Consider the following 14,067-nt stretch of genomic DNA (forward strand, 5'->3'; position numbering starts at 1 on the left):
CACAATGAGCAACAAGAAAACCGCAGTGGCTGCTGCCGTGGCATTGGCCGTCGTGGCCTATGGAGGAACCACCTGGTATACGGGCCAAAGGGCCGAGTCCGGCTACAAGGATGCCGTGGCCGAATTGCGCAAGGTGCTGGGCGAGAAGGCCGTCGTGACCGACGAATACCACAAGGGATTCCTGTCGTCCCAGGCCAAGCTGGTGCTGCAGTGGCCTGCGGCTGGCGAGGCCGATGCGCCCGCCGCTGCAGACGCCGGCGCAGAAGCCGCCCCCAAGCCCGTGCGCCTGGTGGTGGACACCACGGTGCGCCACGGCCCGCTGGCCGGTGGCCGCCTGGCGGCAGCGGTGTCGGAGACGCGCTTTGCGCTCGACGGCCTGGACGAAAAGAGCCGCCAGACCCTGGCCAAGGCTGTCGCTCCCACGCTGACCAGCGTGCACCACTTCACGGGCGGCCAGGATGTGCGCCTGCTGCTGCCCGCCGGCGAGCTGGGCGACCAGGAAGTCACCATGCGCTGGCAGGAAATGGTGCTGGACACGGCCCTGGGCGGTGGCAGCGTCAAGGGCACCTGGCGCTGGCCCGAGGTGGCCCTGCTGGGCCTGCCCAGCCGCGACAAGTCCATGGGCGTGGAAGAGGAAGAGGGCGAGGAGGAGGAATCCGACAACGACGAGGCCATCGCCGCCCAGCCGGCCGCAGCGCCGGTGGAGCGCACCAGCATCGTGCTCACGGGCCTGGAAAGCAGCTTCGAGAACAAGGTCATCGACGGCCTGTGGGGCCTGGGCCCCGGCAAGGCCAGCGTGCGCATCGCCCGCTTCGGCATGAGCAGCACTCCCGCCGAAGGCGGCGAGGCCAAGACGCTGCTGGACCTCAAGAACGTGGACGGCAGCTCGGTCATCGAGTCCGACAAGACCACGCTGGGCATGACCACCCAGGTCAAGGGCACGGGCCGCATCGGCCCCATCGATTTCGAGTCCGTGGGCTACGAGGAAAAGATCCAGCGCCTGGACATCGAGGCGCTGCGCGGCTTCCAGCGCGTCATGGTCGAGGGCTACCGCAAGGAGGGCCTGGCCAAGGCGCTGGAATCGCTGGAAGAGCAGGGCATGGGCGTGCTGATGCAGAACGCTCCGCGCCTGGTGGCGGCCCTGCCGGCCTACTCCATGAAGCTGCAGGCCACCTACCAGGGCCAGACCGGCCACCTGGAGTACGGCGCCGAAGTGCAAAGCGCGCCCACGCAGGAGCAGGTCGCCCAGGCCGGCTGGATGCCGGCGCTGCTCAAGACCTCGGCACTGCAGGCCAATGCCAGCCTGCCCAAGGCCTGGCTGGAGCCGCTGCTCAAGGCATCGGGCAAGCCCGATGTCTCGGCAGAGGATGTGGAAGGCATGCTGGGCATGGCCCAGGCCACGGGCTATGCCCGCCTGGAAGGCGACAAGCTGGTCAGCGCGCTCAAGATGCAGGCCGGCCAGGTCACGCTCAACGGCAAGCCCATCGCCCTGCCCATGGGCGCGCTGCAGTAAGCGGCCATCCACCTTCCGGGCGTCGCCCCGGAAGGGGTTCTCAGGGGTGCCACTGGCTGGCGCGCACCACAGGGGCCTGTGTGCTGGCGCTGCCCGCCAGCGCATAGGACAGCTGGTTGGCCGCCGCCACCACCGTCTGCGCCATGGCTTCCAGCCGGGCCTCGGGCAGGCGCGATGCCGGCCCGGAAATGCACACCGACCCCATCAGCCGCCAGTGCATGCCGAACACCGGCGCCGACACCGTGGCCACGCCCTGTTCGCGCTCGCCGATGGACCAGTGGTAGCCGCGCTGGCGGATCTGCTCGTACACCGGCCCCGGCTCGCCTGAAAACGCCAGGATCACGCGCCCCGGTGAGCCCTGGTCCAGCGGCAGCCCCTCGCCCATGCGCGCATGGTGGCGCAGGGCCTGCGGCCCTTCCACGCGCACGAGGCAGGTGCGCACATTGCCCTCGCGCACATAGAAGGCCGCGCTCTCGCCGCTGGCCTGCGTGAGCGCGCGCAGCGCGGGCTCCAGCACGTTCTGCACATCAAAGCCCGCCTGGTAGCGGGCACCCAGCCAGCCCGCCGCCGGGCCCAGGCGCCAGTCCCCATCGTCCCTTTGCACCATGAAGCCCGACTGCGCCAGCGTGCGCGCCAGCCGCAGCACCGTGGTCTTGTGCAGCGCGCAGCGCCGGCTCAGTTCCGCCAGGGACAGGTGCGACTCCCCGAGGGCGAAGGCGCCAAGCAACTGCAAGGCACGCGTGACGGCGATGACGCCGCCGTCCTTGGCCGGGCTGGCCTTGTCATCGGATGTCTGCGCCGGGGAAGGGGTGCTGGGGGGCTTGTTCATGGTGCAAGGCATGCAATTGGTTGCGCTGTATGAAACGGCATTGTATGGGTTGAAACGTTTTCATAAAGTTCGTCCCACGCACCGCAGACATGCGGGCGTTGGACACAACAAACGGAGACAAACCGCCATGCCGATTCCCTCGCTTTCGCGTTGCCTCAACGCACGCCTTCTTGCCGCCCTGGTCGGCGTTGCCGCCATCGTGCCCATGGGCGCTGCCCAGGCCCAGGACGCCTATCCCCGCAAGCCCATCCGCCTGGTCGTGCCGTTTCCGCCCGGTGGCGGCACGGACATGATTGCGCGCACCGTGGCCCAGCGCCTGGCGGACCACAACAAGTGGACCGTGGTGGTGGACAACCGGCCCGGCGCAGGCGGCAACCTGGGCGTGGATGCCGTGGCCAAGGCCGCGCCGGACGGCCATACCCTGGTCATGGGCCAGACCAGCAACCTGGCCATCAACCCCTCGCTGTATGCCAAGCTGCCCTACGACCCCCTGAAGGACCTGGTGCCCGTGGCCCTGGTGTCCTCGGCGCCCATCGTGATGGCAGCGCCGGCCAACTCGCCCTACAAGACCTTTGCCGACCTGGTCAAGGCCGCCAAGGCCAAGCCCGACGGCCTCACGCTGGGCTACTCGGGCAACGGCACGGTGGCCCACCTGGCCGGCGAGCTGGCCGAGAACGCCGCCGGCATCAAGCTGCGCCATGTGCCCTACAAGGGCGCGGCCCAGGCCATGACCGACCTGGTGGGCGGGCAGATCGACTTCTACATGTCGGCCGTGCCCACGCTGCTTGGCCAGGTGCGCAACGGCAAGCTGCGCGCGGTGATGGTGACCTCGCTCAAGCGGTCCGACCAGCTGCCGCAGACGCCCACGCTGGCCGAGTCGGGCTACAAGGACTTCGAGGCCGTCACCTGGTTCGGCGTGCTGGCCCCGGCCGGGACGCCCCAGGCCATCGTGCAGCAGCTGAACAAGGCCATCAACGACGCGCTGCTGGTGCCCGAGGTGGCCGAGAAGCTGCGCTCCGAAGGCGGCGAGGTGCTGGGCGGTTCGTCCGAGAAGTTCGCCGCGCTGCTGCGCGCCGAGGTGCCGCGCTGGGCACGCATCGTCAAGGACTCGGGCGCCAGCCTGGACTGAGACCGGGGGGCAGGGGCGCCAGCCCTTTCGCTTCCTCCGCGCTTCCTCCTCCCTTCCTTTTTCTTCCTCCATCGAGATCTCGCCATGGACTGCGACAGCCTTGCCGTGCCCGTCCGTTTGGCCTTTGCCTCGGGCGGCAGCGGAACCGTCTTGCAGATGCAGGGCGAGCTGCTGCAAAGGCAGGGCGGCGTGCGCTTCATCCATGTGCCCTACAAGGGCGACACGCCCGCGCTGGCCGTGACCTCGGCGGCGCGCCTGAAGGCCCTGCCTGACGTGCTCACCATGGCCGAGGCCGGCATGGTCGGCGGCACGTCCCGGCAATTGGGCGAGCTGCAGAAATCCGACTCCGCCAAGTGGGCCCAACTCATCCGCGAGGCCGGCATCAAGGCCGACTGACGCGCGCACATCTTCCTGATCTTCCTGTTTTTCTTCCCCCCATCTCACCGAACCATCATGAGCCAACTCCCAGAAATCATCCGTGACATAGAGCGCGTGGACGCCCAGGTCGTGCAACGCGCAGCAGGCTTTCAGGCCGCCATCCTGGCCGACGTGGCGGGCCGCCGCGGCACCATGCATGCGCGCGTGGCGCCCGTGCACCAGGGCATGAAGGTGGCCGGCCCGGCCTTCACCGTCGAGGTGCGCCCCGGCGACAACCTCATGATCCACGCCGCCATCGCGCTGGCCCGGCCCGGCGATGTGTTGGTCATCGACGGCAAGGGCGACCAGACGGCGGCGCTGATGGGCACGCTGATGCTCAGCGCCTGCAAGAAGCTGGGCCTGGCCGGCGTCATCGTGGACGGCGCCATCCGCGACCGCCTGGAGCTGCTGGAGCTGGACTTCCCCGTGTTCAGCGCAGGCTTCAATCCCGCAGGCCCGACCAAGTTCGTGCCGGGCCGCATCAACCACGCCATCTCCGCTGGTGGCACGACGGTTCACCCGGGCGACCTGGTGGTGGGCGATGCCGATGGCGTGGTCGTCATCGAGCGCGCCAAGGCACCCGCCATGCTGGAGCTGGCCGTGAAGAAGGTGGCCGACGAGGCCGCCCGCATCGAGGCCATTGCGCGCGGCGACACGGCATCGAAGTGGCTGCCCGCGGCCCTGCGCGCGGCCGGCGTGCTCAAGGAAGGGGAATCGCTGTGAGCACCATCATCGTCACCGGCGCCGATCTGGCGCAACAGGCGCTGGAGCTGCTGGCGCAGCACGACATCGTCTATGCGGGCAAGACGCCCACCGAAGAGGACCTGGTCGCGCTGTGCCGCGCCCATGATCCCGTGGCCATCATCGTGCGCTACGGCAAGGTGGGCGCGGCCGTGATGGACGCGGCGCCCTCGCTGCGCGTGATCTCCAAGCACGGCAGCGGCACGGACACCATCGACAAGGTGGCCGCCGCCGAACGCGGCATTGCCGTGGTGGCCGCCGCGGGCGCCAATGCGGCGGCCGTGGCCGAGCAGGCACTGGCCCTGCTGCTGGCCTGCGCCAAGTCGGTGGTGGCGCTGGATGCACGCATGCACGCAGGCCACTGGGACAAGGCCACGCACAAGAGCCTGGAGCTGGGTGGGCGCACCGTGGGCCTGGTGGGGCTGGGCGCCATCGGTCTGCGCTTTGCGCGCATGGCCGATGCGCTGGGCATGCGCGTGATCGGCTTCGATCCCTTCGCAAAGAATCTGCCCGCCTACGTGCAGCCCGTGGACCTGGAGACCATCTGGCGCGAGTCCGACGCGATTTCGCTGCACTGCCCGCTGACCGAGGAAAACCGGGGCATGCTCGGCGCCGCCACGCTGGCGGCCTGCAAGCGCGGCGTGATCGTGGTCAACACCGCACGCGGCGGCCTGATCGACGAGGCCGCGCTGCTGGCCGCCGTGCGCTCGGGCCAGGTGGCGGCCGCAGGGCTGGACAGCTTTGCGGTGGAGCCCATGGTGGCCGGCCACCCGTTCCAGGGCGAAAGGAACTTCGTGCTCAGCCCCCATATCGGCGGCGTGACCGGCGATGCCTACGTGAACATGGGCGTGGGCGCGGCCCGCAATGTGCTGGAGGTGCTGGCCCGCGTGCCTGCGGCGGCCGGCGCCTGAGCCAGGGCAGGGGCGTCCTATGCGCAGATCGCCCGCGAACTGAACCTGAAGGCGGATTGATTCGGCCGCCGCCCCCTCTAAAAAATGTGGAGACAAGCCATGAAATTCCTTGCCAGAACCCTGATCGCGGCCTGCGCCCTGGCCGCCGCCGTGGCCCAGGCCGCCTTTCCCGAGCGTCCCATCACCCTGGTCGTGCCCTATGCGCCCGGCGGCGGCGCCGACGCGGCCGCGCGCCTGCTGGCCACGCGCATGGGCGCGCGGCTGGGCACCAGCATCATCGTGGACAACCGGCCCGGGGCCAGCGGCACGATTGGTGCCAGCCAGGTGGCCAAGGCGCGCGCCGATGGCTACACGGTGCTCTACGACGCCACGCCGTTTTCCATCAACCCGCATCTGTTTGCCAAGCTGCCCTATGCGCGCAGCGCGCTGCAGCCGCTGTCGCTGGTGCTGCTCATGCCCAATGTGGTCGTGGTCAAGGCCGACTCGCCCGTGCGCAGCGTGGCCGACCTGGCGGCCAGGGCCAAGGCGCAGCCGGGCAAGATCAACTTCGCCTCGGGCGGCAGCGGCACGGTGCAGCGCCTGGCGGCCGAGCTGTTCCGCCAGCGGCTGGAGCTGGACATGGTCCATGTGCCCTACAAGAGCGGCGGGCCGGCCATTGCCGATGTGATGGGCGGGCAGGTGGACTTCATGTTCGGCACCATGGCGGCCACCTATCCGCTGGTCACGGGCGGCAAGCTGCGCGCCCTGGCCGTGGCGGCGCCCCAGCGCTCGGCGCGCCTGCCCGATGTGCCCACCGTGTCCGAGACCGTGATTCCCGGCTACGAGGCCTATGAGTGGAACGGCATCTTCCTGCCCACGGGCACGCCCGAGCCCGTGGCCGCGCGCCTGCACCAGGCGCTGTCCGAGGTGCTGCAGGAAGCCGAGGTGCGCCAGCGCCTGAGCGACCTGGGCGCCCAGCCCATGGCATCGACGCCGGCCGAGTTCGCCGCCTTCCTCCAGAAGGAAGACGCCAAGTGGGGCGAGGTGGTGCGCAAGGGCGCCATCGTGCTGGACTGAGCGCATGGGCATGACCGACATCGCCATGGCCGTGCCGCACTCGGCCGGCACGAGCAGGCCTGCGCGCACGCTGCCGCCCCTGGCTTGCGACAGCCACATGCACATCTTCGATGCGCGCTTTGCGCCGTCGCCGCACTGGCCGCGCACGCCTCCGCAGGCCGACGTGGCCATGTACCGCCAACTGCAGCGGCGCCTGGGCACCTCGCGCGCCGTGGTGGTCACGCCCTCGACCTATGGCACGGACAACGCCTGCACGCTGGATGCGCTGGAGCGCCTGGGCGATGATGCGCGCGGCGTGGCCGTGGTCGCCCACGATGTGGCCGATGCCGAGCTGGACCGGCTGGCCACGCACCGCGTCTGCGGGCTGCGCGTGAACTTTGTCTCGCCGCAGTCATGGGGCGAGACCACGGCCCACATGCTGGTCACGCTGGCGCACCGGGTCGCACGGCTGGGCTGGCATGTGCAGGTCTTTGTGCAGCCCGAACAGCTGGTGGCGCTGGCTCCCGTGCTGGGCGCGCTGCCCGTGCCCCTGGTCGTGGACCACCTGGGCCGCATCGACCCGGCTGAAGGCATGGAGGGCGCGGCCCATGCCGCGCTGCGCCGGCTGCTCGACGGCGGCAACACCTGGGTCAAGCTCTCCGGCGCCTATATGCGTTCATCGGTGGGCGGCCCTTCCTATGCCGACACGCTGCCGCTGGGCCGCGACCTGGTGCGCGCCGCGCCCGAGCGCCTGGTCTGGGGCAGCGACTGGCCGCACACCACCGAGGCGCCGGGCTCCGTCAACGACGCCGACCTGGTGGACCTGCTGCAGGCCTGGGCGGGCACGGACGAGGCCATGGACCGCATCCTGGTGGACAACCCCGCAAGGCTGTATGGCTTCGACGGCGCGGCCTGACACTCCAAGAAAGACAGACACTATGTTCCTGCTGCAAGCCCCCCAGGTCTGCGACCTCGAATCGTTCACCGCCATGCCCGACGCCCTGCGCCGCCCCGAGCGCAGCGACTGGGCCGATGCCAACCGCAGCGGCGCCGTCACCGACTCCTTCCTCGAGGGGCCGGTGTTCGACGGCGCCGGCAACCTGTACGTGGCCGACATTCCCTGGGGCCGCGTCTTCCGCATCGATCCGCAAGGCGCCTGGACCCTGGTGGCCGAGTACGACGGCGAGCCCAACGGCATGAAGTTCCTTGACGAGCGCACGCTGCTGATCACCGACTACAAGAACGGCCTGATGTGCCTGGAGGTGGCCACGGGGCGCGTCAGCCCCTATCTGCAGCGGCGCAACAGCGAGCGTTTCAAGGGCGTGAACGACCTGGTCTTCGATGCCGAAGGCAACCTCTACTTCACCGACCAGGGCCAGAGCGGCCTGCACGATCCCAGCGGCCGCCTGTACCGCCTGCGGCCGGACGGCCGGCTGGACCTGCTGCTGGCCAACGTGCCCAGCCCCAACGGCGTGGCGCTGTCGCCCGATGGCCGCGTGCTCTACCTGGCCGTGACGCGCGGCAACTGCGTCTGGCGCGTGCCCCTGCTGCCCGATGGCAGCGTGGCCAAGGTGGGGCAGTTCTTCACCTCCTACGGCCCCAGCGGTCCCGACGGGCTGGCCGTGGATGACCAGGGCCGACTGCTGGTGGCCAACCCGGGCCTGGGCCTGGTGTGGGTGCTCAACCACCGTGCCGAGCCCGTGCAGGTGCTGCGCGGCGTGCCGGGAAGCTCGCTCACCAACCTGGCCTTTGGCGGCGCGGACCGCCGCACGCTGTATGTGACGGACTCCACGCACGGGTGCATTCTGCGTGCCCGGCTGGAGGCGCCGGGGCTGGCGCTGCACGGCTTGAACAAGGGCTGAGGCGGCCGTCGCGACCTTCTCAGCCGTCTCGGCAGTCTCAGTCGTCGCAACCGTTGCTCAGGGCCTGGCCGGCATGTCCAGGATCTCCCGGGCTTCCTGCAGCAGGCCTATCCACAGCTGCTCCTGCTGTATGCCGGCCTTGAGCACCAGGTGCTGCAGTCGCCGCTCGCGCGTGGGCGGCTTGTCCAGGAAATCGCGCTGCTCCAGGCGCTGGTAGACGTCCAGCTGCGCCTGGTGCAGTGCCAGCAGCCGCTGCACTTCGTCCTGCAGTCCGCAGGGCCCCACCACCGCCTCGGCACGCAGGCGCACCATCCATTCCTCGCGCAGCGGCTTGGGGTCTTCCTGCTCGGCCACCCAGCGCTTGAGCTCCTTGCGGCCGGTGGGAAGGATGCGGTACTGGCGCTTGCGGCCCCGGCCGGATTCGGCGGGAAGGGCCTCTATCCATTGCGCCTCTTCCAGCCGCGCGAGTTCGCGGTAGATCTGCTGGTGCGTGGCGTTCCAGAAGTAGCCGATGGAGCGGTCGAAGCGCTCGGCAAGTTCCGAGCCCGAGCAGGGGTGCTCGACCAAGGCGGTGAGAAGGGCGTGTGGCAGGGACATCGGCAACAAAGGGACTGGCGCTGGGCGCCATCTTACGGGCCTGCATGGAGGCGCGGCCAAGCGCTGCAGTCATTTCTGCAATTTTTTGCGCAACCAGTTGCATAAATAAAGGAGGCTGACTACATTCATGCAATCAGTTGCATAAAAAAGCGAGACAGGCATGACCCACTACCCCCACCTGAATGCCGAACTGGACCTGGGCTTCACCACGCTCAGAAACCGCGTGCTCATGGGCTCCATGCACGTGGGGCTGGAGGAGGCGCCCCACGGCTTCGAGCGCATGGCCGCCTTCTACGCCGAGCGCGCGCGCGGCGAGGTGGGCTTGATCGTCACGGGCGGCATCGCCCCCAATGAGCGCGGCCGGCCCATGAAGGGCGGCGCCATGATGGTCAACGAACACGAGGCGGACCAGCACCGCATCGTCACGCAGGCCGTCCATGCCGAGGGCGGCAAGATCGCCATGCAGATCCTGCACTTCGGCCGCTATGCCTACCAGCCCGGGCTGGTGGCGCCCAGCGCGCTGCAGGCGCCCATCAACCCCTTCGTGCCGCATGCGCTGACGGGCGACGAGGTGGAGCAGACCATCGAGGACTTCGTGCGCTGCGCAGCCCTGGCCCGCCATGCGGGCTACGACGGCGTGGAGATCATGGGCTCCGAGGGCTATCTGATCAACGAGTTCATCGCCGCACGCACCAACCACCGCGATGACGAATGGGGCGGCAGCTACGCGGGCCGCATGCGCTTTGCGGTGGAGATCGTGCGGCGCACGCGCCAGCGCGTGGGGCGGGACTTCATCATCATCTACCGCCTGTCCATGCTGGACCTGGTGGAGGGCGGCTCCACGCTGGAGGAAGTGATCGCGCTGGCCCAGGCCATCGAGGCCGCGGGCGCCACGCTGCTGAACACGGGCATAGGCTGGCACGAGGCGCGCATCCCCACCATTGCCACCAAGGTGCCGCGCGCCGCCTATGCCTGGGTCACGCAGCGCGTGATGGGGCAGGTGGGCATCCCGCTGATCACATCCAACCGCATCAACACGCCCGAAGTGGCCGAGCGCCTGCTGGCCGAGGGCTATGCCGACATGGTCTCCATGGCCCGGCCGCTGCTGGCCGATGGCGACTTCGTGCGCAAGGCGCGCCAGGGCCGGGCCGACGAGATCAACACCTGCATTGCCTGCAACCAGGCCTGCCTGGACCATACCTTTGGCGGCAAGATCACCTCCTGCCTGGTCAACCCGCGCGCCTGCCACGAGACCGAGCTGGTGATTGCGCCCGCGCCCGCCGCCAAGCGCATCGCCGTGGTGGGCGCCGGCCCAGCGGGCCTGAGCTTCGCCGTCACCGCCGCGCAGCGCGGCCATGCGGTGACGCTGTTCGATGCGGCCAGCGAGATCGGCGGGCAGTTCAACATTGCCAAGAAGGTGCCCGGCAAGGAGGAGTTCCACGAGACGCTGCGCTACTTTCGCCGCCAACTGGAGCTGGGCGGCGTGGACCTTCGCCTGGGCCACCGCGTGGAGGCGGCCCAGCTCATCGAGGGCGGCTATGACGAGATCGTGCTGGCCACGGGCATACGGCCACGCGTTCCCGCCATTGACGGCGTGGACCATCCCAAGGTGCTCGGCTACCTGGACGTGCTGCAGGGCGACAGGCCCGTGGGCGAGCGCGTGGCCATCATCGGCGCGGGCGGCATCGGCTTCGATGTGGCCGAGTACCTGACCCATGCCGGCGACAGCGGCGCCGTGGCGCCCCGCAAGTTCTATGCGGAGTGGGGCATAGACACGGACTACGCCCAGGCCGGCGGCCTGGCGCAGCCGCAGGCCCAGCCCTCGCCGCGCCGCGTGCACCTGCTGCAGCGCAAGTCCACCAAGGTGGGCGACCAGCTGGGCAAGACCACGGGCTGGATACACCGCACCTCGCTGAAGGCACGCAGCGTGGCCATGGGCTCGGGCGTGGCCTATGAGCGCATCGACGACACCGGGCTGCACATCACCGTGGACGGCCAGCCGCAACTGCTGGAGGTGGACAACGTCGTGCTCTGCGCGGGCCAGGAGCCGCAGCGCGAGCTGCATGCGGCCCTGAGCGCGGCGGGCTGCAGCGTGCACCTGATCGGCGGCGCCGACGTGGCGGCCGAACTCGACGCCAAGCGCGCCATCGTGCAAGGCACCACGCTGGCGGCCAGCCTTTGAGGGCGCCGCCCGATTCCGTTTTCCACCTCAACCACCAGGAGACAAGCATGTCCCAGCCCCCGAAGAACGCCCATCCCGCAGTCGCCCGCTCCCTGGAGTTGTGGCATCGCATGGTTGCCGCCAGCGACCTGGGCGAGCTGCACACCATCGTCCATCCCGACGCAGTGTTCCGCTCGCCCATGGCCAACACGCCCTATGCCTCGGCAGCCGCGCTGATGCTGGCGCTGTCCACCGTGGTCCAGGTGTTCGAGAACTTCACCTACCACTGCCAGATGGCCAGCGATGACGGCCTGGACGTGGTGCTGGAGTTCAGCGCCAGCGTGGGCGGCAAGAACCTCAAGGGCATCGACTTCATCCGTTTCGACGAGCAGGGGCTGATCCGGGAATTCGAGGTCATGGTGCGCCCCATGAGCGGCCTGCAGGCCCTGGGCACGGAGATGGGCAAGCGGCTGGGCGACAAGCTTCCCGCCTTCAAGGCCGTGGCCTGAGGGCAGGGCGCGCCATGAAAAACGCCCCCGGCGATGCGGGGGCGTTTTGCCGTGGGTCAGCCGGTCAGAGCGTGCCGGCCTTCTGGCGGGCGATGGCATCGGCCACGCCCTTGCCGTAGGCCGGGTCGGCCTGGGTGCAGTGCGCTATGTGCTTTTGCACGATGTGCTCGGACACACCGGCGATGTTGCGCGCCGTGTTCTCGAACAGGCGCTGCTGCGCATCGGGCGTGAGCAGGCGGAACAGGTCGCCGGGCTGGGTGAAGTAGTCGGCATCGTCCTCGCGGTAGTTCCAGCGGTCGGCCGCACCGTGCAGGGCCAGCGGCGGCTCGGCGAAGGCGGGCTGCTCCTGCCACTCGCCCTTGGTGTTGGGCTCGTAGGCAATGGTGCCGCCGTAGTTGCCGTCCACGCGCATGGCGCCATCACGGTGGTAGGCGTGGTAGGGGCAGCGCGGCGCGTTCACGGGGATCTGGTGGTGGTTCACGCCCAGGCGGTAGCGCGCGGCATCGCCATACGAGAACAGGCGCGACTGCAGCATGCGGTCGGGCGAGGGGCCGATGCCCGGCACCAGGTTGGCCGGCGTGAACGAGGCCTGCTCCACGTCGGCGTGGTAGTTGCGCGGGTTGCGGTTGAGCTCCATCACGCCCACTTCGATCAGCGGGTAGTCCTTCTTGCTCCAGACCTTGGTCAGGTCGAAGGGGTGGAAGCGGTAGGTCTCGGCTTCATGCTCGGGCATGATCTGCACGCACAGCTTCCAGCGCGGGAACTCGCCGCGCTCGATGGCTTCGAGCAGGTCGCGCTGGCTGCTTTCACGGTCGGAGGCGACGACGGAGGCCGCCTCGGCATCGCCGAAGTTCTCGATGCCCTGCTGGCAGACCCAGTGGAACTTGACCCAGTGGCGCTCGTTGCTGGCGTTGATGAAGCTGTAGGTGTGCGAGCCGAAGCCGTGCATGTGGCGGTAGCCGCGCGGAATGCCCCGGTCGCTCATGACGATGGTGATCTGGTGCAGCGCCTCGGGCAGGCCGGTCCAGAAGTCCCAGTTGTTCTCGGGCGAGCGCAGGTTGGTGTAGGGGTCGCGCTTGACGGCCTTGTTCAGGTCGGGGAACTTGAGCGGGTCGCGGAAGAAGAACACCGGCGTGTTGTTGCCCACCAGGTCCCAGTTGCCTTCCTCGGTATAGAGCTTGACGGCGAAGCCGCGGATATCGCGCTCTGCGTCTGCCGCGCCGCGCTCGCCGGCCACGGTGGAAAAGCGCGCGAACACTTCGGTCTGCTTGCCGATGTCGGAGAACACCTTGGCGCGGGTGTAGCGCGTGATGTCACCCGTCACGGTGAAGGTGCCGAAGGCGCCCGAGCCCTTGGCGTGCATGCGGCGCTCGGGAATCACTTCGCGGTTGAAGTGGGCCATTTTTTCCAGATGCCACAGGTCCTGCAGCAGCATCGGGCCACGCGGGCCGGCCGTGAGCGAGTCCTGGTTGTTGGCAACCGGGGCACCTGCGGCGGTGGTGAGCTTGTGGGTCATGGTCTCTCCTTGATCGAGGGGTGGTAGCGGCGCCGGCTTGCACGCAGGCAGCGCGGCGCTTGGAAAATCAATAGCTGCGTGCTATCGAATTGCTTTTATTGTTGTTTCGTTCTATGGATGCGGCAAGGCTTTGGCGATTGGCAAATCTCAACTGCGCCATAGCCAAAAAATTTCACCGCACCCCGCCTGCGTCGTGCCGGGCATGCTTTTTGCCAAGGCATTGTGTTGCGCGGGCGGATACGGCCCGTGTAGGCCGTCGCCCTGTCAGCCAGAGACCAGCTTGTGGACCAGATCGGCGGCCGTGGAGGCGCCGTACTTGCGCATCAGCCGTGCGCGGTAGATCTCCACCGTGCGGTGGCTGATGGCCAGGGCACGGCCGATTTCCTTGGAGGTCAGGCCTTCCAGCAGGCGGGCGGCCACCTCGCGCTCGCGCCCCGTGAGTTCGGCCTTGACGGGGCGCTGGGCGCTGAGGTCCTCGAAGCTCCAGATGCCCGAGGCATGCGGGTCGCTGCGGTCCAGCGTGCGGCCCGTGACATGGCACCAGAACGTTTCGCCGTTGGCGCGCTTCATGATGCGGTTGTCCGAATAAAAGCCCCTTGCATTGAGAATGGGCGCGATGCGCGCGCCCAGCCGCTCATACTCGTCGGCGCTGGGGTAGAGGATCTGGAAGGTCTGGCCGATCAGCACCTCGCGCGAGGCCTCGAACATCTCGCAGACCTGGCGATTGCAGTCGATCATGGTTCGGTTGCGCGAGATCACGAGACCGACGGGGGCGGCCTCGAACGCCAGCCTGTAATCTATATCCATGGGCAAATCTTTACGAAAAACTACTTATGCAAGTACGTAG

General features: G+C 68.7%; 13 protein-coding genes and 1 pseudogene. 10 read left to right on the forward strand and 4 right to left on the reverse strand.

Annotated elements, in window-relative coordinates:
* Positions 1-4: 4 nt before the first annotated feature.
* Complete coding sequence (locus tag AAN986_RS11775; protein WP_047216946.1) at positions 5-1,513, forward strand: YdgA family protein; 1,509 nt, start codon at positions 5-7, stop codon at positions 1,511-1,513.
* Between the two features lie 40 nt (positions 1,514-1,553).
* Here AAN986_RS11775 and AAN986_RS11780 read toward each other — a convergent pair whose 3' ends face one another.
* Positions 1,554-2,342 (reverse strand): IclR family transcriptional regulator, encoded by a 789-nt coding sequence (locus tag AAN986_RS11780; RefSeq protein ID WP_047216947.1) that lies wholly within the window; start codon positions 2,340-2,342, stop codon positions 1,554-1,556.
* 127 nt (positions 2,343-2,469) lie between these two features.
* Between AAN986_RS11780 and AAN986_RS11785 the strand changes: the two genes are divergently transcribed.
* The 7 genes and pseudogenes from AAN986_RS11785 (at position 2,470) to AAN986_RS11815 (ending at position 8,437) form a co-directional block, all read left to right on the forward strand.
* Positions 2,470-3,471, forward strand: a complete 1,002-nt coding sequence (locus AAN986_RS11785; RefSeq protein ID WP_047216948.1) for a tripartite tricarboxylate transporter substrate binding protein — start codon at positions 2,470-2,472, stop codon at positions 3,469-3,471.
* Positions 3,472-3,567: 96 nt separating this feature from the next.
* A pseudogene (locus AAN986_RS11790) lies at positions 3,568-3,867 on the forward strand (tripartite tricarboxylate transporter substrate-binding protein); the annotation flags it as partial.
* 57 nt (positions 3,868-3,924) lie between these two features.
* Positions 3,925-4,611: a diguanylate cyclase gene (locus tag AAN986_RS11795; RefSeq protein WP_047216950.1), complete on the forward strand. Its 687-nt coding sequence runs from the start codon at positions 3,925-3,927 to the stop codon at positions 4,609-4,611.
* Positions 4,608-5,540 carry an NAD(P)-dependent oxidoreductase gene (locus AAN986_RS11800; protein WP_047216951.1) on the forward strand — a complete coding sequence of 311 codons (933 nt, stop codon included), beginning with the start codon at positions 4,608-4,610 and terminating at the stop codon, positions 5,538-5,540. Before AAN986_RS11795 ends, AAN986_RS11800 begins: the two co-directional genes overlap by 4 nt.
* A 99-nt stretch (positions 5,541-5,639) precedes the next feature.
* On the forward strand, positions 5,640-6,596 hold the full coding sequence (locus tag AAN986_RS11805) for a tripartite tricarboxylate transporter substrate binding protein (protein ID WP_016446265.1): 957 nt from the start codon (positions 5,640-5,642) through the stop codon (positions 6,594-6,596).
* A gap of 4 nt (positions 6,597-6,600) precedes the next feature.
* Positions 6,601-7,491 carry an amidohydrolase family protein gene (locus AAN986_RS11810; protein WP_047216952.1) on the forward strand — a complete coding sequence of 297 codons (891 nt, stop codon included), beginning with the start codon at positions 6,601-6,603 and terminating at the stop codon, positions 7,489-7,491.
* 22 nt (positions 7,492-7,513) lie between these two features.
* Entirely contained in the window at positions 7,514-8,437 is a 924-nt protein-coding gene (locus AAN986_RS11815; protein ID WP_047216953.1) for an SMP-30/gluconolactonase/LRE family protein, read from the forward strand.
* A gap of 57 nt (positions 8,438-8,494) precedes the next feature.
* Here the strand turns inward: AAN986_RS11815 and AAN986_RS11820 are convergent, their stop codons facing one another.
* A complete protein-coding gene (locus AAN986_RS11820) occupies positions 8,495-9,034 on the reverse strand; it encodes a PadR family transcriptional regulator (RefSeq protein WP_016446262.1) in 540 nt (179 codons plus the stop codon).
* A 160-nt stretch (positions 9,035-9,194) separates the two neighbouring features.
* Here AAN986_RS11820 and AAN986_RS11825 point away from each other — a divergent pair, with 160 nt between their 5' ends.
* Both AAN986_RS11825 and AAN986_RS11830 read left to right on the forward strand, forming a co-directional pair.
* Positions 9,195-11,216 (forward strand): NADPH-dependent 2,4-dienoyl-CoA reductase, encoded by a 2,022-nt coding sequence (locus AAN986_RS11825; protein WP_047216954.1) that lies wholly within the window; start codon positions 9,195-9,197, stop codon positions 11,214-11,216.
* Between the two features lie 47 nt (positions 11,217-11,263).
* A complete protein-coding gene (locus tag AAN986_RS11830; RefSeq protein ID WP_047216955.1) occupies positions 11,264-11,704 on the forward strand; it encodes a nuclear transport factor 2 family protein in 441 nt (146 codons plus the stop codon).
* Positions 11,705-11,768: 64 nt separating this feature from the next.
* Here the strand turns inward: AAN986_RS11830 and AAN986_RS11835 are convergent, their stop codons facing one another.
* Both AAN986_RS11835 and AAN986_RS11840 read right to left on the reverse strand, forming a co-directional pair.
* Positions 11,769-13,220 carry a catalase gene (locus tag AAN986_RS11835; protein ID WP_047216956.1) on the reverse strand — a complete coding sequence of 484 codons (1,452 nt, stop codon included), beginning with the start codon at positions 13,218-13,220 and terminating at the stop codon, positions 11,769-11,771.
* A gap of 264 nt (positions 13,221-13,484) precedes the next feature.
* Positions 13,485-14,027, reverse strand: coding sequence for a PAS and helix-turn-helix domain-containing protein (locus tag AAN986_RS11840; RefSeq protein ID WP_016446258.1), 543 nt, complete (start codon positions 14,025-14,027; stop codon positions 13,485-13,487).
* Positions 14,028-14,067 lie beyond the last annotated feature (40 nt).

The sequence above is a fragment of the Delftia sp. DS1230 genome (assembly GCF_040112715.1).
In the GTDB taxonomy this organism is placed as follows: Bacteria; Pseudomonadota; Gammaproteobacteria; order Burkholderiales; family Burkholderiaceae_C; genus Comamonas; species Comamonas tsuruhatensis.